The organism is Kitasatospora sp. P5_F3, assembly GCF_054049135.1.
This window is the reverse complement of the sequence record NZ_JBFUMY010000005.1, coordinates 142,448-159,074: the sequence shown is the minus strand read 5'-3', so window position 1 is coordinate 159,074 and position 16,627 is coordinate 142,448. Positions and strand designations below refer to the sequence as shown.

17 protein-coding genes and 1 pseudogene are annotated in these 16,627 nt (G+C 69.9%); 6 read left to right on the top strand and 12 right to left on the bottom strand.

What is annotated here, in order from left to right; genetic code table 11:
* Window positions 1-97: 97 nt before the first annotated feature.
* From ACXJMZ_RS04030 to ACXJMZ_RS04020, 3 genes are all read left to right on the top strand, one after another.
* Window positions 98-1,282 carry a protein-L-isoaspartate(D-aspartate) O-methyltransferase gene (locus tag ACXJMZ_RS04030; RefSeq protein WP_457028578.1) on the top strand — a complete coding sequence of 395 codons (1,185 nt, stop codon included), beginning with the start codon at window positions 98-100 and terminating at the stop codon, window positions 1,280-1,282.
* Window positions 1,283-1,457: 175 nt separating this feature from the next.
* The gene (locus ACXJMZ_RS04025) at window positions 1,458-2,531 is read left to right on the top strand and encodes a restriction endonuclease (protein ID WP_457028577.1); all 1,074 of its coding nucleotides are present in this window, start codon (window positions 1,458-1,460) and stop codon (window positions 2,529-2,531) included.
* A 454-nt stretch (window positions 2,532-2,985) separates the two neighbouring features.
* The gene (locus ACXJMZ_RS04020) at window positions 2,986-3,114 is read left to right on the top strand and encodes a hypothetical protein (RefSeq protein ID WP_457028576.1); all 129 of its coding nucleotides are present in this window, start codon (window positions 2,986-2,988) and stop codon (window positions 3,112-3,114) included.
* A gap of 33 nt (window positions 3,115-3,147) precedes the next feature.
* Here the strand turns inward: ACXJMZ_RS04020 and ACXJMZ_RS04015 are convergent, their stop codons facing one another.
* Window positions 3,148-3,591, bottom strand: coding sequence for a hypothetical protein (locus ACXJMZ_RS04015; RefSeq protein WP_457028575.1), 444 nt, complete (start codon window positions 3,589-3,591; stop codon window positions 3,148-3,150).
* Between ACXJMZ_RS04015 and ACXJMZ_RS04010 the strand changes: the two genes are divergently transcribed.
* Window positions 3,585-3,839: a hypothetical protein gene (locus ACXJMZ_RS04010; RefSeq protein WP_457028574.1), complete on the top strand. Its 255-nt coding sequence runs from the start codon at window positions 3,585-3,587 to the stop codon at window positions 3,837-3,839. The genes ACXJMZ_RS04015 and ACXJMZ_RS04010 overlap by 7 nt on opposite strands.
* Before the next feature lie 484 nt (window positions 3,840-4,323).
* On the opposite strand, the gene ACXJMZ_RS04005 is transcribed toward ACXJMZ_RS04010, so the two are convergent.
* Window positions 4,324-5,553 (bottom strand): branched-chain amino acid ABC transporter substrate-binding protein, encoded by a 1,230-nt coding sequence (locus tag ACXJMZ_RS04005; RefSeq protein ID WP_457028573.1) that lies wholly within the window; start codon window positions 5,551-5,553, stop codon window positions 4,324-4,326.
* Between the two features lie 488 nt (window positions 5,554-6,041).
* Between ACXJMZ_RS04005 and ACXJMZ_RS04000 the strand changes: the two are divergent.
* Window positions 6,042-6,155 (top strand): annotated as a pseudogene (locus ACXJMZ_RS04000) (exodeoxyribonuclease III); the annotation flags it as partial.
* 323 nt (window positions 6,156-6,478) lie between these two features.
* On the opposite strand, the gene ACXJMZ_RS03995 reads toward ACXJMZ_RS04000, so the two are convergent.
* From ACXJMZ_RS03995 to ACXJMZ_RS03985, 3 genes are all read right to left on the bottom strand, one after another.
* Window positions 6,479-6,952, bottom strand: a complete 474-nt coding sequence (locus tag ACXJMZ_RS03995; protein ID WP_457028572.1) for a DIP1984 family protein — start codon at window positions 6,950-6,952, stop codon at window positions 6,479-6,481.
* A gap of 241 nt (window positions 6,953-7,193) precedes the next feature.
* The gene (locus tag ACXJMZ_RS03990) at window positions 7,194-7,838 is read right to left on the bottom strand and encodes an NADPH-dependent F420 reductase (protein ID WP_457028571.1); all 645 of its coding nucleotides are present in this window, start codon (window positions 7,836-7,838) and stop codon (window positions 7,194-7,196) included.
* A 48-nt stretch (window positions 7,839-7,886) separates the two neighbouring features.
* On the bottom strand, window positions 7,887-8,699 hold the full coding sequence (locus tag ACXJMZ_RS03985) for an inositol monophosphatase family protein (protein ID WP_457028570.1): 813 nt from the start codon (window positions 8,697-8,699) through the stop codon (window positions 7,887-7,889).
* A gap of 115 nt (window positions 8,700-8,814) precedes the next feature.
* Between ACXJMZ_RS03985 and ACXJMZ_RS03980 the strand changes: the two genes are divergently transcribed.
* On the top strand, window positions 8,815-9,759 hold the full coding sequence (locus ACXJMZ_RS03980) for a LysR family transcriptional regulator (RefSeq protein WP_457028569.1): 945 nt from the start codon (window positions 8,815-8,817) through the stop codon (window positions 9,757-9,759).
* 59 nt (window positions 9,760-9,818) lie between these two features.
* Here ACXJMZ_RS03980 and ddaH read toward each other — a convergent pair whose 3' ends face one another.
* The 7 genes from ddaH to ACXJMZ_RS03945 form a co-directional block, all read right to left on the bottom strand.
* Window positions 9,819-10,631: a dimethylargininase gene (gene ddaH / locus ACXJMZ_RS03975; RefSeq protein WP_457028568.1), complete on the bottom strand. Its 813-nt coding sequence runs from the start codon at window positions 10,629-10,631 to the stop codon at window positions 9,819-9,821.
* 70 nt (window positions 10,632-10,701) lie between these two features.
* Window positions 10,702-12,084 carry an FAD-binding oxidoreductase gene (locus ACXJMZ_RS03970; protein ID WP_457028567.1) on the bottom strand — a complete coding sequence of 461 codons (1,383 nt, stop codon included), beginning with the start codon at window positions 12,082-12,084 and terminating at the stop codon, window positions 10,702-10,704.
* Complete coding sequence (locus tag ACXJMZ_RS03965; protein ID WP_457028566.1) at window positions 12,081-12,419, bottom strand: hypothetical protein; 339 nt, start codon at window positions 12,417-12,419, stop codon at window positions 12,081-12,083. The genes ACXJMZ_RS03970 and ACXJMZ_RS03965 overlap by 4 nt, the downstream gene beginning before the upstream one ends.
* Entirely contained in the window at window positions 12,416-12,760 is a 345-nt protein-coding gene (locus ACXJMZ_RS03960; protein ID WP_457028565.1) for a cupin domain-containing protein, read from the bottom strand. Before ACXJMZ_RS03960 ends, ACXJMZ_RS03965 begins: the two co-directional genes overlap by 4 nt.
* Window positions 12,761-12,811: 51 nt before the next feature.
* A complete protein-coding gene (locus ACXJMZ_RS03955) occupies window positions 12,812-13,477 on the bottom strand; it encodes a response regulator (RefSeq protein WP_457028564.1) in 666 nt (221 codons plus the stop codon).
* A gap of 209 nt (window positions 13,478-13,686) precedes the next feature.
* Entirely contained in the window at window positions 13,687-15,414 is a 1,728-nt protein-coding gene (gene tsrT, locus ACXJMZ_RS03950) for a tryptophan 2-C-methyltransferase (RefSeq protein ID WP_457028563.1), read from the bottom strand.
* Window positions 15,415-15,457: 43 nt separating this feature from the next.
* The gene (locus tag ACXJMZ_RS03945) at window positions 15,458-16,627 is read right to left on the bottom strand and encodes an acyl-CoA dehydrogenase family protein (protein WP_457028562.1); all 1,170 of its coding nucleotides are present in this window, start codon (window positions 16,625-16,627) and stop codon (window positions 15,458-15,460) included.

The window sequence follows — 16,627 nt, the reverse complement described above, 5'->3', positions numbered from 1 at the left end:
GGCACGGGGGCACCCCCGCGCCGATCCAGCCGCCTGCACCCCCGCCACCGCCATCCCCCGACAGCGGGTCGCCGCCCGGCGATGGGGGCCACCGCAAGTGACGGACACCCTCAACGAGGGTACGGACCGCCCGGGCATCTCGCTGGGGCGGTTCCTCCTCAACAACGGCTCCATGTCTCCCAGTTGGGAAGACTCGTTCAACGCGGTGCCCCGCTCCTTGTTCATCCCTGATCTGATGTGGGCCTGGACCGAGGAATCCCAGTCCACCGTGGCTGTCGACCGCCGCACCGACCCGGATGCCTGGCAGCGTGCCGTGGACTCCAACATCCCGATCGTCACGCAGTGGGATGACGGGGCACACGAAGGCACCGAAGCTGGGCAGGTTTCGACCAGCAGCAACAGTCAGCCCAACGTCGTCATGGCGATGCTGCGGGACCTGGACATAGCGCCCGGCATGCGGGTACTTGAGGCTGGTACCGGAACGGGCTGGAGCTCCGGTCTGCTCGCTCACCGGCTCGGCTCCCGACAGGTCGTCAGGACGGAGGTGGACGCGACGGTCGCGGCCACCGCCCGCACCGCGCATCGACGCGGCGGACTCACCCCCGAGGTCATCACCGGGGACGGACGGCTCGGCTGGCCCGCAGGAGCCCCGTACGACCGGATCATTGCCACGTACGGCGTGAAAGAGATCCCCAGCGCTTGGATCCAGCAGGTGAAGCCCGGGGGCCTGATCATGGCCCCGTGGGGCACGCACTACTCCTTCCGCGATGCCGTGGTGAAGCTGACCGTCGGCAGCGACCACACCGCTTCGGGTCACTTCACCGAGCTGGTCGGCTTCATGAAGGACCGGGGCTCACGGACGGCATTCCCCGCTCACTCCGAATACGTCCCGGACTTCCCCGGAGACGCGAACACCGAGCACCGGACGATGCTCACGGCGGGCGATCTCGGCGGGGTCTGGGGTGTGCAGAAGTTCGTCATCGGCCTGGCGGTGCCGGACGTGACACACGTGATCCACGAACAGGTCGACGACGCGACGACCGCTTGGTTCTACGGCCTCGGCGACAAGGCGTGGGGGGCCGTTGTCTGGCGCAAGAACCAGCCGGAGACCACCGTGTACCAGTCCGGACCCCGACGGCTGTGGCAGGCCGTAGAGCAGGCATTGCAGTGGTGGCAGGCCGAGGGCAGGCCGGGAGTCGAACGCTTCGGGCTGACCGTGGCGGACGGCAGACAGGTCCCGTGGCTGAATCACCCCGACAACTGGGTGCCGCAGTACCGCTGACAGGCCGGCCGACTCGTAGCAGCCAGACGCACAACGTCCCCGGTCCTCAAGGTCGGGGGCGTCCTGTTCCTTCGAGCACGGGACTGTTAACAGTTGTGAGACATGCCTGACGCAGCGTCAGCGGGTCGTCTACCGTGACGCCTGCCCAACCAGTCGTCTTGCAAGGGAGCACCGTATGCCCCGGAGCCGGAAGCTCCATCGCCTGAGCAACCCCGACACTGCCGAGCGTCACGCGCAGCGCATGCTGTTCCGCCACCTCCGCGATGACACCAACGCGAATCGCGGTCGGATGTCCAAGCGGGTTCGCGAGCTCCAGCTCCTCCTGGCGATGGACCCGGTCGAGTTCGAACAGCTCATTGCTCGGCTGATGGAAGCCATGGGCATGAAGGTCGAGCTCACGGCCCGGTCCCGGGACGGTGGGGTGGACGTACGCGGCATCGACACGGACCCCTTCCGCGGTGGGAACGTGATCGTGCAGGTGAAGCGGTATCGGGACACCGTGACACCCTCGGCCGTACGTGACCTGTACGGCACGCTGCAGCATGATCGGGAGGCGACGAAGGCTGTACTGGTCACGACCAGCAGGTTCGGTCCGAGCTCCCACCAGTTCGTGGTGGGAAAGCCCATCACCCTGATCAATGGCGCCGAGCTGGTCGGCCTGCTCAAGCATCACGGATTCCATGAGGTCTTCGCAGCCGCTCACCACGGTGCTACCGATGTCGGAGACGGGGACGACCTGTCCGGGATCGAGGTCGCACCTGAACCTTCCCGGCTTCTTCTCCACTGGACCGGCGAGGACGAATACGACATCGCGGCGCTGGTTTGCCAGGGGAACAGGGCACTGTCGGATGAGCACCTGGTGTTCTACAACAACGGTTCCACACCCGATGGTTCGGTACGGATGGTCACCGGCTACGGTGACGCGAAGGCCTGCCTGATGGTGGACTTCGACGCGCTTCCCGCCGAAGCCGACCGGCTCGTCATCGTCGCCGCCGCTGACACCGAGAACCACCCGACAGCCACCATGGCCGGATTCGCCGGGCCGGCGCTGATCCTTGAATCCGGAGCCGACGATGCCCCGTCCGTAGTGCACCTCGCCGACGGCGCCGTGACCAACACCGCGATGCGCCTGGGCCGGTTCGACCGCGACTCCGCCGGGGACTGGGCCTTCACCCCGGCCCTCGCCGGCTACGCGGACGGGCTGCACCAGGCCGTCGTCGCCTACGGCCTTGAAGTCGTTGACGCGTAGGCACCAACAGTGCAGGCACGGCGGTGTCCGGCCTGAGACCGTTGGGATCTCCGGACATGGCGCCGTGGCAGCGCGACCGTGACGGATTCCCGTACCAGCGGGGCCAGTTGATACACCACTCGGATGCCGGATCGCCCAGGCCGGCACAGACCCCCGAACAGCCCTTACTCGAACACCTGGACCCCGTTCGAAAACGCGTCGTTCCGCTGGCGGATCGACTTCCTAATGACCATCCCCGGCCTCGCGGCCAAGGCCGTCTCTGCCGTGGCCGCGAGGGCTTCCACCCATGCAGAGCGCTGGAGCGACCACGCACTCGAGGCGCGGGTGACGGAGCCACGTCCAGGAGGTTGACGCCGCGGGCCGGCTGGCGGGCGCTCTCCGTGCCCGCACCCGGGTCGAAGACCCCGACGCCCTCGCCACTGCGCTCCTGGAAGGCCAGGGGCAGTGCGGTCCGGTGTCCTGGAGCACCACAGACCGTGGCGTCCGGGTCAGCGGCGGTGGGCTGTCCTTCCGCAATCCGGCCAACGACTTCGCGCTGCCAGCCCACCGCCTGGCCCGCGTCTCCGCCGCACTGACGCCCTGACCAACGTCCGGGCCCGCCACGCACTCTGACGGGTCAGTACTCGCAGTCGTAGATCGCCCGCAGCCACAGTTCGCGGACGGCGGGCATCCGCGCCAGCGTGTACTGGAACGCGTAGCGGGACGGCCAGAACTGCGACCGCGGAAGTGGCAGGAGCGGGTCGTCGCGCTCCACGCCCGTTGGCAGCCCGCCGACCACCGGCAGCCGCGTGCGTTGGGGCGGGAAGGCCAGCTCGGCCCAGAGCATGGCCTCGACGGGCACGACCACCGGACCGCCGCTCGGCTGCCACACCTGGCCGGTCTGCGGATGGAGCGGCACCAGCACCAGTTCGGCGGTCGGCTGGCCGATCCCCGGGCCCGCCAGGCTCAGCAGCTTCGCGCCCTCCCCGGAGGGCAGCAGCGGCGAGGGCCTTGCCGAGGAGTTCCTCGACCGGGCCGGGCGCCACCTCGACCGGAGCGCCCCCGGCAGCGACCATGACATGGGCGAGCGCCACCCCGGCCGGGATGTCCCGGTACTCGCTCAGCCTGTGCCACAGCGCACCGTCGGCCGCCAGCTCCGCCCAGTCCATGACCGGCCGCTCCGGCGGGCCGGGCAACCGCACCACGGCCTGCGGGAGGAGCCGGACCATCTGCCACTGCCCGCAGTCGTCGATCCGCGATCCGACCGGCCACCCGCAGTCCAGGCAGGCGAGGTTCGGCCCGCCGCTCCCGTTGATTCCCATGCAGTAACCTTCGGTACGCTCGGGGATCTGCCCGGTGCCGCGCATGTCTCAGGGTGCGAGCAGGACGGTGTCTGACGGTCCGTCGGACAGGCCGCCGAACCGAGTGAAGATCCCCCGCGCCGCCGCCTCCTGAGGCCCGGCCTCATCCCACGGCCGCCATCCGATGCCCGACAAGCGGCGGGACGACTGACTTGGGCGCCACTGGCCGACTGCCCCCGTTCGCGGCCAGGCGCAGATCCGGTGGCGCCTCACTCATCACGAAAGACCCACCGGTCAAGATCAAGGGGCAGACCCCAGTGGCCGTCGAGATCATGTGTCACAGGACGGGCCATTTGCAGAGGTAGTTGGCCGGCAACTTGGCGACTTCTCCGGTCGGTCTTGTAGGCGGTGATGAGATCGAAGAGCAGCCAGTTTCTGATCCGCCGTCTTGGACTTCGATTCACCTTTGCCGACAGGCACCTTGCCACCCGCCTCGGACTGGGCGCGAACCGTCAGAAGTCGCGGAGCCGGCCGACCGGGACGATGGCGGTCCAGGCACCCTTCTGGACCTGGTAGATGGAGGCCACCTGGTTACGGGCATCGCCGAACTCGTCGAAGGAGACGTCGCCGGTGACACCGAAGAACGAGATGTCCTGAAGGGCGTCCGCGACGGCCTTTCGCAGTTCAGTGCCGGTGAGGTCCGTCCCTTTCCCGCCCTGGCGGGCTCGGCCGACGGCCTGGATGAGGGCCCAGGTGGAGTCGTAGGCGTAAGGGCCGAACGGGCCAGGCTCCTCCTTGTAGCCGGCCTGGTGATAGGCGTCAAGATAGGTGAAGGCGGAGGCGAGACCCTCCACCGAGATGCCCGGCTGGCTGGAGAGGTCGCCGTTGGCGGACGGACCTGCGGCCTTGACGTATCCGTCGGTGTGCAGGCCGTCGCCGCCGGCCATCGGTGCCTTCACTCCGGCGGCCTTGAGTGCCGCGGACAGCGGGCCGCCCTCAGGGTGCTCGCCTCCGTAGTACACGATGTCGGGGTGGGAGGCCGCGATCTGCGAGGCCAGCTTGGTGAAGTCCGTGGTGCCCTGCTCCACCGTGGCCCGGAACGCCACCTTGCCGCCGACCTCCTCGAAGGCGGTCGCGAACTCGGCCGCGAGGTTGGTGCCGTACGCCTTGGTGTCGCTGACCACGGCGGCCCGGTTGGCGCTCAGCCGACTGTGCGCATACCGGGCGAGCAGCGGGCCCTGGACGGCGTCGGTGGTGACGGTGCGAAAGTAGGTCGGGTACTGGCGCTTCTTCCCGCCGGCGCGGTAGTCGGCACCCCAGGTCAGCGCGGGTGCGGTGTTGGACGGGGAGATCTCGGCGAGGCCCGCCTTCGACAGGACCGGAGCCATCGCGAGGGCGCCGGACGAGGTCAGCGGGCCAACCACTCCCACGACCTTCGGGTCGGCGGCGAACGCCTCACCGTTGGCGCGGGCGGCCTGTTCGTCGGCCTGGTCGTCCTTGGCGTCCAGGATGAACTTCACACCGGGGACGGTGTTCTTGGCATTGGCTTTGGCAACAGCCAGCTCAGCCGAGTATCGGATGCCAAGGCCCAGGTCGGCGAGATTGCCGGTCAGCGGACCGTCAACGCCGATGGTGACCGTGATCGTCGATCCGGACCCCAGGCCGCCCGACGAACAGCCGGACAGCAGCACCGCGCAGACCACTCCAAGTACAGAGGCTCTGGGCAGAGTAGAACCGGTCACCGTGCATCCCTTGCGACGTTGGGCTTACTCATGGGACGCCGGACCGCGGCCGYCCACGACCGCAGGGCGGCGGGACGGCGCGAAGGAAGGCACGATTAACCATCTGTCCGGCTAACTCTGCACAGGGACAGGGTGGTTGGCGCCTCAGTGGACCGCCCGGCGAGGGGCGGCGGACCGGGTCCAGGAGCATGCCGCGCGCCCGGTCCGGATCACCGACCGGCGTCCATGGGGCGTGACCCTACGGTGTGCCGCCGGGGGCGTCAACGGGTTCGCCCAAACACGGTAGGTAGCGGCAAAACGCCTGCCCACTCCCCGGATTGTCACCCCACACAGGGGCTCCGGGGGCGGCGGGACAAGCGGGATGTGGCTACCTCACGCCACGTCAGCAGAACTGCTGATACTCGCTCTCTACAGGGCCGACCGCCCAAACGGAGGCACGCGCGCTGTCCGCCTGGAGTAGGTGTGACGCCTCGACGTCATCCGCGCCCTCCACCCCGGGCCTCGCGGCCAAGGCCGTCTCTGCCGTGGCCGCGAGGGCTGCCACCCATGCAGAGCGCTGGAGCGACCGCGCACGCGTCATCGCGGTCTTCGATCACGGATAACCGGGCTACCGGAGTGGACAGTTGAGCAACAGCCACGTCCAGGAGGTTTCTGGGGATGAAGTAGGTGCGAGGGCCGTGCTGGTGTGCACGGCCCTCGCACCGGGTGTGGGGCGCCCCGTTCCCGCCCTCGTCGTCCGGATCTGCACATGGTGGTGAGCTGTTCGGTGTGCCCTGTCACCTGTACGCGATGCTGAGCTGCACTGTTGGTGAGGAATCGAACCCCTGCGTTGCTCTTCACGCGCCAAGGGCCGGATAGACCGCCGACCCGCGGTGTGTGCACGCCTCCGTGACGACTACCTGCTTCCCACACCCAGCTTGTGGGATCAGTCCTCGATCAGGTCGATCTCCCAGTTGGAGCGCTGGATCAGGGTGTCCACCTCGCGGATCTCCTTGGCCAAGACATCGGCCTGGGCGCGAAGCTCGGCGACCGGCAGGGCGGAGAGGACCCTGAGTTCGGACCGCAACTGCCGTACGGCTCCCCGCTGGTCGCGTCCGGAGGCGGCGTCGGCGGCTGCGGTGATCACCGAGTGGCGCAGCCGCAGGACGTCCCGGCGGGCGAGGGCRTCGGTAAGAGTGCCGCCGCCCTCGATGACCGCGGTGGAGTTGGTCCGGTTGATCTGACGGATCAGCCGCTCCAGCTCGTCCAGCACCTCCCCGGCCTGCGCCAGGATCTCCGCCGCGTTCTCGGCCGGTTCCTCGCCCTCCTGGTAACGGGCACTGCCGACGACGCGCGCCCGCAACTGCTCCACCCGCCGCACCGCAGCCGCGCGCTCCGCGAGCGCTTCAGCCAGTTTCACCGCGTCATCACCTTCACCGTCCACTGATCGTCAGGTAAGTATGCACACCGGCATCTGACCGCTCGGTTCACGGGGGCGGGGCCAGCCGGACCGGCCCGGCGGGCGTCGAGCTCGAAGACGATCAGCGACCCGCTGCGCCACTCCGAAGTGGAGTCCGTGCCGGACATCCGCCTCCCGTGCCGGCGCCAGGCTGCCTCGCACGAGCCCGCTACTGGTTTGGTCTGAACCCGGTCCTGATGGGTCAGCGGGCGAGGGAGACGGCGAAAGGCTTGAAGCCGTGTCGGCGCAGGATGTGGGGAACCACGAGGATCATGGCCTCGGTGGCGCGGGCTGTGGTGATGCCGCCGAGGTCCTCGATCCATCCGGGCTGCCAACCCAGGTCGCCGAGCAGGCCGGTGACGGTCTTCTTCGCGTTCTGGTCATCGCCCGAGAGATAGGCGGTCGGTGGGGTGGCCAGGGATTCGGGAGCGGTCATGACCATGAACAGCATGGTGTTGAGGGTCTTGACCACCTGGGTGTCGGGGAGGGCGGCCTGGAGTTGCTCGGCGAGGCTGCTGCCGGGGTAGCACAGGTCGCCGGGCAGGCCGTCTTCGGCGTCGCGGGTGGCGTTGGAGACATCGACGAGGAGCTTTCCGGAGAGCTCGGTGCGCAGGCCGGCCAGGCGCTCCAGGGAGGTGTCGCCGGGCGTCGCGTTGATCACGATGTCCGCGGTGCGGGCGGTGGTGCGCTGGTCGGCGAAGACAATCTGCGGGGCGATGCCGGTGGCAAGGTCTGCGGTCTCTTCCCGGTTCCGGGTACCGAGGGTGACACGGTGTCCGGCTGCGGAGAGCTTGCGAGCGAGGTTGGCGCCGACGCGGCCGGCGCCCAGGATGCCGATGCTGCTCATGAGGTGATGTTCCTTGGGGTGTGAGGTGGGTGGGGCGGAGGCGTCCGGTCAGGCGATCGGCGACAGGACCTTGAGGGCGGCGGTGTGGATGCCGGGGGCGGCGGCCAGGAAGTCGCGGCTGCCCGTGTTCCAGGGCTCACCCGCCAGGTCGGTGACGGTGCCTCCGGCCTCGGAGACCAGCAGCGCACCTGCGACCAGACCTGAACGGACGTCGGAGAACTGCCAGAACGCGTCCGTGCGTCCGGCCGCGACATGGATGAGCTGCATCGTGGCGGGAACGGACACCCGCACGACCAGGCCGTTGATGAGCATGGCGGTGACCGAGTCGCCGATCCGGCGGAAGGTACGCTCGTCCTCGCCGGGCCTGGCCTGACCGGTGCCGACGAGTGCGGCGCCCAGATCGGTCTTGGCGGACACCTGCAGGGGCCGGTCGTTGAGGTGGGCACCGCCGCCCGCGACAGCGGTGTAGGTGTCGCCGGTCAGTGGCAGGTGGACGACGGTGAGCACCGGCCGGTTGTCGCGGACCAGGGTGGCGGTCACGGCCCAATCCTCCATGCCGTGAACGTGGTTGATGTTGCCCTCGGCGGGGTCGACGACCCACCACTCCCCCGACGGGAGCGCACCGCCGGCCAGCTCGTCCTCGGCCCACTGCGATCCGGGCCGGGCCCGCAGCAGCGGCTCCCGCAGCACCTCCAGCACCGCGTCGTCGTTGGCGTGGATCTCGGCGACGACCTCGTCCAGGCTCACGCCCCGGGCGTGCGGGGTGTGGCGGTCGCGCAGCGTGCGGCCTGCGGTCTTCACCGCGGCGGTCACCTCGGACAGCAGGGTCGTGTCGGCGGCGAAAGGCATGGCTGTGCTCATGGCGGGCTCCCTGGGTTCGATGTGTGCGGGCGGCTTGTCTTGCGCCTGCACTTCGAAGGTAGGCTCCCCGCCAATTAACAACAAGTGCATGCTATTCACTCGTAGAGTTACTCGCATGCAACTGGATCTGAACCTGCTCACTGCCCTCGACGCCCTGCTGGAAGAGGGCAGCGTCGCCGGCGCCGCAGCACGTCTCCACGTCACCGCACCGGCGATGAGCCGCTCCCTGGGGCGCATCCGCAAAGCCACCGGGGACCAGATCCTGGTCCGCACCGGCCGCAGCATGGTCCCCACCACCCGCGCGCTGGCCATGCGCGCCCACGTCCACGCCCTCGTACAGCAGGCCCACCACGTTCTGTCCGCGCAGCAGGAACTCGACCTGGCAGCTCTGGACCGGGTGTTCACCGTGCGCTGGCACGACGCCCTGACCGCCGCCTGCGGCACCGCCCTGATCACCGCCGTCCACCGCCAGGCCCCCGACGTCCGGCTGCGCCTGCCGGCCGAACCCGGCACGGACACCCCCGAGTTGCGCCGGGGTGAGGTCGACCTCGAATCGAGCTCCAGCGCTCCGACCCTCCCCGACATCCGCCACCGCCTCGTCGGCCGGGACCGACTGGTCGTCGCCGTCCGACCGGGCCACCCCCTCACCGAAGGCCCGCTGAGCATCGAACGCTACGCAGCCGCCGAACACCTCACCGTTTCGCGACGCGGAAGCCTGCGCGATCCGATCGACGACGCCCTGGCAGACCACGGCCTCGAACGACACGTCGTCGCCGCCGGGCCCACCGCCGCCTTCGCACTGCAACTCGCCCTCGACACCGACCTGGTCGTCACCCTCCCCGACGCGGTCACCCGCGCAGCCCGGGAACAACTCGGCCTGGCCACACTGCCGCCGCCGCTCCCGCTGCCCGAGGTCCCCCTGCACCTGCTGTGGCACCAGCGCTACGACGACGACCGCGCCCACACCTGGCTGCGAGACCTGGCCACCGAAACCGTCCAGGCACTGTTCGCACCACCGACCGCCCCGCAACAGCCCCTCACCAACCGGACCGGGCAGTAACGGATACGCCGGGGAAGGCCTGCGGCAGCTGACTCCCGATCTCGCGCCGAAACGACGTATCAGTGGCGCAGCTCCAGGGTGCAGCACTTGACGCTGCCACCCGCCCGGAGCAGTTCGGTGAGGTTGACGCCGATCGGGGTGAAGCCGCGTGCGCGCAGCCGCTCGGCGAGGTGGACGGCTGCCTCCGGGAGGATGACGCGCTCGCCGTCGGAGACCGCGTTGAGGCCGAAGACCTGGGCGTCGGCGGCGGTGGCGCGGATCGAGTCCGGGTACAGCCGCTCCAGGACGGCGCGGGAGTCGGGGCTGAAGGCCCCCGGGTAGTACATGATCTCGGTGTCGCCGAGCACGGCGAGCGCGGTGTCCAGGTGGTAGTAGCGCGGGTCGGTCAACTCCAGGGTGACCACCTCGCGGTCGAGGAACTCGGCGGCTTCGGCGTGTGCCCGGCGGTCGGTGCGGAAGCCGCTGCCGGCCAGGATCCGCTCGCCGACCACCAGCAGGTCGCCCTCACCCTCGTTGGGGTGTGCGGTCTGCTGGACTTCGCGGTAGCCGTTCTCCCGGAACCAGGCGGCGTACGCGGGGGCCTCGGCGACCCGCTCCTGGTACCGGAACCGCGCCACCAGTACCTTGCCGTCGACCACGGTGGCGCCGTTGGCGGCGAACACCATGTCGGGCAGGCCGGGAAGCGGGTCGATCAGCTCCACGGTGTGCCCTAACCGCAGGAACAGGGCGTGCAGTTGCTCCCACTGCGCCAGTGCGGCGCCGTTGTCGGTGGGCTTCGCCGGGTCCATCCACGGGTTGATCGAGTAGTCGACGGTGAAGTGGGCGGGCCGGCACATCAGGTAGTGCCGGGGGCGGGCAGTACGCGGCGACACGGTGGTGTCCTTCCGGAGACGGCGGCGGAGCTGACGACTGGTCAGCAACTGAAGGAAGATCTAAAAGGGGTCAACTACCGATGGACTGCCGGAAGTTGAACAGTCCGTCCGGGTCATGGCGGCGCTTGGTGGCGACCAGGCGCGGATAGTTCGCGCCGTAGTAGGCGTGTTGCCAGTCAGGCAGGTCCGGGTCGGTGAAGTTCAGGTAGGCGCCGTCGATCGCGTGCGGTGCGATCAGCTGGTCAAGTCCGGCCAGCCAGGCCAGGTTGGCGGCCACCGCGCCGGGGTCGTCGTCCTCCTGCCAGGAGGTGTCGAGGCTGACCAGGTACTCGGCGCCGCGATGGACGAAGGCGGTGTCCTGCGGGTGGACCCGGTTGATCGCGCCGCCCCAGGCGAACAGGGCGAAGCCGCAGCCGTCGGGGTTGTCGCTGCCGGGCCAGGCGGCCAGCTGGGCGAGCGCGGCGTCGACCGCGGCGGGCGGCAGCGGCCGGGTGGCGAAGTGCGTGCGGACGGCGAACGCCCCGGCGCTGGTCTGGTGTTGGAGGTAGTCCATGGCGTCCCAGAAGTCCCGGTCGGCGATCTCGGCGCGCAGCGGCGTACCGGCGGCGAGCGCGGGGGCGAGCAGCTCGCGCAGTTCGGCGGCGGGGCCGAGGTGGARTCCGACCGCGGAGACGATGGTGCCGGTGGCCCCGGTACCGATGGCCCTGGAGCCGGCGACACCGAGCCGGATCGAGGTCTCCTCGGGGAGGGTGAGCATCAGCCGCTGGACGGCGTCGAAGACCGCAGGGGCGTGCTCGGCCTCCCAGAGCAGCAGGCAGGTGCTGGCGGCGGGGGCCTCGACGGCCTGGAAGGTGAGGTCGAGGTTGATGCCGAAGTTGCCGCCACCGCCGCCCCGGCAGGCCCAGAAGAGGTCGGGGTTGCGCTGCTCGTCGCAGTCCAGGGCCGCGCCGTCGGCGGTGGCCAGGGTGGTGTGCAGCAGGGTGTCGGCGGTCAGGCCCAGTTTTCGGGAGGTGGCGGCGGGGCCGCCACCGAGAGCGAGTCCGGCGATGCCGACACCTGCGCCGTTGCCGAGCGGCAGCGCGAGCCCATGCGGGCGCAGCGCGGCGTAGAGGGCCCCGGTGAGGACGCCGCCGCCGACGGTGACCTGCCCGGCGGCGGGGTCGACCGCGATCGCGTCCAGGGCGCGCAGGTCGACCACCAGGCCGGAGTTGACGGAGTGTCCGGCGTAGGAGTGACCGCCGCTGCGCGGGACGATCGGCACGCCGCTCTCCCGGGCCCAGTCGATGGCGCGCAGCACGTCGGTGCGGTCGGCGGCCTGCAGGACGACGGCGGGCGCGCGGTCGGCGTACCGGCGGTTGAACGGGGTGGAGGAGTCGGCGAAGGCGGCGTCGCCGGGACGCAGCAGGACGCCGGTGGTGTGCTTGTCGAGCAGGGCCCAGTCCGGGGCGGTCATCCGGTCATCTCCTCGATGGTGGAGACGCCGTGGGTGGCGTGCGGGCCGTAGCGCTCCCACTGCTCGCGCAGCCGGATGCGGCCGTCAGGGGTCAGCGAGGGGGTGTTGCGGGTGCGGCCGCAGACCACTTCGCCGTTGGTGAAGACGATGGTGTAGCCCATCGCGAGGGTGCCGTCGGGCTGTCGGGTGCCGGCGGTCCACCCGCGTCGGACGGTGCCTCCGGTGACCTCGCCCCAGACCAGGTCGCCCTGTTGGTGGTAGACGGCGACGGTGCGGTGGTCGCCGTCGGGGGTGTGGAAGCGGCGGCCCTCGTAGTCGATCTGCCGGGGGTTCACACCTCCCACCAGATGGCGTAGTAGGAGAAGTCCTCGTCGTGCGGGTTGGCCACCGAGTGGTCGCTGTCGACGGGCAGCAGGACGAGGTCGCCGGCCGCGATCGGGTGGCTGCCGTCGGCGGAGCGCACCTCGGCCCGGCCGGCCATGCAGATGAAGAGTTCGCGTTCGGTGTGCTGGTGGACCTCGGTGACGTCGCCGGGCCGCAGCACGCACCAGGCACCGTGGAAAGGGGTGGTGAGGTCGCCCCAGGGATGGAGCATTCCCAGGTCGAGGCCGTGGGCACGTTCGAGCCGGGCGGGTTCCTGGCGGCGGATGATGAGGCCGGGGGCGGTCTCGGGCATGGGCCGACTCCGATCTTGGCGTAAATCGTGGGAGTTGACGGTAGGTCAGACTTAGGAGAGGCCGAGTCCGGCGTCCCGGGCGAGCACGATCGCCTGGGCTCGGTCGGCGACGCCCAGCTTTCCGAAAATGCTGGAGATGCGATTGCTGATGGTCTTGGAGGCGAGCGTGAGCTCCCGGGCGATCGCCGTGTTGGACTTGCCGGCGGCGAGGTGTTCGAGCACCTCGCGTTCACGGTCGCTGAGTTGCGGGAACGGGTAGCTGCGCGCGCGGGGGGCGAGGCCGATCAGGGCGCCGAGCCGGGCGGCGATGGTGCGGTCGACGATCGCCTCGCCGGCGCCGACGGCGTGGATGCCACGCAGGATCTGGTCGGCGGTGGAGCACTTGAGCAGGTAGCCGCGGGCGCCGGCGTGGAACGCGGCGGCCACCGTCTTGTCGTCCGCCAGGGTGCTGAAGACCAGTACGCCGGTCTCCGGGGTGAGCCGCACCACCTGGCTGATCATCCGCATGCCGGGGGCGTCGTCCATCAGCGGGTCGAGGACCAGGACGTCCGGGCGGTGCCGGGTGGCGGCGGCGAGCACCTCGCCGGCGCTGCTCGCCTCGCCGACCACCGCGACGGTGCCGCAGGCCTCGACCATGGCCCGTAAGCCCTGCCGGACGGCCGGCTGCGCGTCGGCGAGGAGCACGGTCAGCGGCGCAGTACTCCCGTGCTGGTTCATCTACCCCTCGTGACATGTGTGGTCGGCGGTCGGCGCGGATGCGGATGGTCCACTGGCGACCCGGCGGTGATGATTCGCGACCTCATCATGGCGCCGGTCAAATAGTTCCCTCAAGTGTCAAATATCATCAGATGTTGATCGGCATTTGACTCTTGTTCGCCGCGATGAAGTCACAGTCTTGACGGTTCGTCAGCAAATCCTCGGGCGGCTCACTCCAGCACGCCGGAAGGTGCGAGCGCGGCGCTCCCCTCCCTGGCTTTGCGCAGGATCTCCTCCCGGCTGCGCCAGTGCGACCAGAAGGCTCCGGTGTAGCCGAGGCCGCTGAGACCGGTCAGGAAAGGGTTGTCGGCGTAGTTGTTGTCGTTCTCGCTCATGCCCTCGACGGTCGGCAGCATCACCCGGAAGAGCTCGGCCGGGTCGACCAGGTCCCACAGCGCGGTGACCGCACCGTGCCAGCGCTCCTCGGGGTCGGCGGCCCGCGCCGGGTCCGGTAGCAGGTCGGGCGAGAAGTAGCAGACCAGTCGGAAGTTGCCCTGCTCGTCGAACATGAACTGCCGCTCGTACTCGGCCGGGGAGGCGCACTGCCGCAGCGGCTTGAGCACGATCGGGCCGCTCGCGGTGTTGGACTGCAGGCCGGGGAAGGTGCGCACCCCGTCGCAGTGCGCGGCTATCTCCATACCCATCGGCGTGTAGGGGAAGAGCCGCAGCCCTAGCGAGAAACCGGTGACGGTGGCGTCCAGCGCCATGAAGGCGTCCACGCACGCCTTCATGGTCTCCGGAGTCTCCCCCGGCATGCCGAACAGGGCCTCCACCATGGTGAGGATGCCGCGTTCACGGCACAGCCGCACCAGCCGCTCGGTGTCCGCGAAGGTGTAGTAGGTACTGCCCTTCTCGGTGACCTTCCAGCCGCTGAGCATGTCGGGGCGGATGTGGTCGCTGCCGACGTTGACGCCCCGGCAGCCGGCCGCTGCCAGCAGGTCGGCGAACTCCTCGTCGAACGGGCTGGGTTGGCAGTAGACCCAGAGTCGCAGCCGGTTCAGCGGGTTGTCCGGGTCGGCGTGCCGACGGCGGACGATCTCCCGCAGCAGCGCCTTGGCGTGCGCGATGGGGAGGTTGAACTCGCTGTCGGTGGTGTGCTGGTCGAGGATGCCCTGGGCGGCCAGGTCCTCCATCTCGTCCACCACCGCGGGGATCTCCCGCTGCCCGTACCGGATGCCCTTGGCGTCCGGCTCCACGCAGTGCGAACAGCGGAAGGCACAGCCGTTCTTGGTGAGGATGGAGCCGAGGCCGCCGCGCTGGTAGTACTCCAGGTTGTCCACCCGGTGGCGTTCCCCGGAGCGCCGGCGGTACACCGACAGTTGGTCGACCTGCCACACCCTGGACTCGAACTGCCCGGTGGCCTCCACCTCCTGGGCCGCGCCGTGGCGGACGGTGAGCACCGCGGGCGGGACCCGGACCGCGCCCCGCTCGGTGTTGCGGATCAGCCCGGCGACACCGGCGGTGTCCCGGCCCTCGGCGAGTGCGGAGGCCAGCTCGCAGAGGATCTTCTCGCCCGGACCCTTCACGCCGTACTCGATGCCGAAGTACTCGACCAGGGCGAACGGCATGGTCGAGAAGCCGATCCCGCCACCGACGATCGGGGCGTCGCTGAGCCGGCGGATCTCGGTGATGATCTCCAGGTGCTCGCCGACGAACGGGCGCTGCTCGAAGGCGTACACGGTGTCGGTGTTGCGGACGGTCACCCCGACCAGCATCGGGCTGCGCCTGGCGAAGTACTCGCTCAGGTAGGACTTCCAGTCCTCGCGGTGGAAGGTCAGGTCCAGTACCTCCACCTCGAAGCCGGCGGTCTCCAGTGCGGTGGTCAGCACGTCGAGCGCGTAGGGGGCGATCGGCGGATGGACCTTGTTGGGGTTGACCAGAAGGACGAGTCTGCTCATGGGGTTCCTTTTCCGGGCCGCGCGCGGACGCGGCAGGCTGGCGTCAGACGATGCCGAGGCTGATGCCGAACTCGGGCGTGCCGCCGAGCAGGTACGCCCCGGCGGACTGCAGGATGCAGTCCTGGGCGACCAGGTGCTGGGCCAGTACGGTGGTGTCGCGCAGCCAGCGGTCCATCGGCGAGCTGCGGTTGATCGACCAGGTCTGCAACAGGTCGTAGGTGCGGGCCACGATGACCCGGGAGTTGCGGAAGGCGTGCAGCCAGGACAGCGGTGAGGCGGCGCGCTCGGTGGGCGTGAGGTCGTCCAGGGTCCCGCCGGCCGCGAGCACCTCCCACTGGCGGCGCATACTGCCGTACACGCCCTCCCGGGTGGCGTTGAACTCCGCTTCCAGCCGGGCCAGTTCGGTCTGCACCCGCCAGCTGTCGGCCCACGCCCGGCCGGCCATCCGGTCGAACCGGGTGCTGGCGACCTCACGGGCGTGGTCGAGAGCGGCGCGGGCCACGCCGAGCGGCACCCCGCACATCGCCCGGGTGAAGGCGTCGGGCTGGGCGAGCGGGCCGGGGCGGCTGTGCGCGGGGTCGAAGGTGTAGGTGCGCTCCTCCGGCACGAACACGTCGGTCATCGTGTAGTCGCAACTGCCGCTGCCGCACAGGCCGGTGGTGTCCCAGTTGTCGATCACCTCGACCGCGGAGCGGGGCACCAGGAACTGCCGGGAGTCGTGCGAGTGCTTGCTGCCGGGGGCGGCCCAGGGCTCGCCGTCCTGGAAGATGAACGCACCGGAGGTCACCCAGTCGCTGTGCTTGATACCGGAGCCGAAGGACCAGCGGCCGCTGAGCCGGAACCCACCGGGCACCCGCTCGGCCCGGCCGGAGGGCTGGAGCAGGCCGGCCACCACCAGGTCCAGCCGCGGGAAGAGCTCCTTGGCCACGGCCTGGTCCAGGAAGTTGGCGTAGATGCCGCCGTTGGCTCCGATCACGGCGCACCAGGCGGCCGAGGCGTCGCCGTACGCGAGCGCCTCCACCACCTCGGTCTGCTCCATCGAGGTGAGCTCAGGGCCGCCCCACTCGCGACCGAAGCACATCCCGAACACGCCGGTGCCACGCAGCAGTTCGACCACCTCGGCGGGCAGCGTACGGTTCGCCTCGATCTCCGGTGCGCGCTCGCGCAGCACCGGTGCCAGCGCACGGGCCCGGCGCAGGATCTCCGTCGTCAT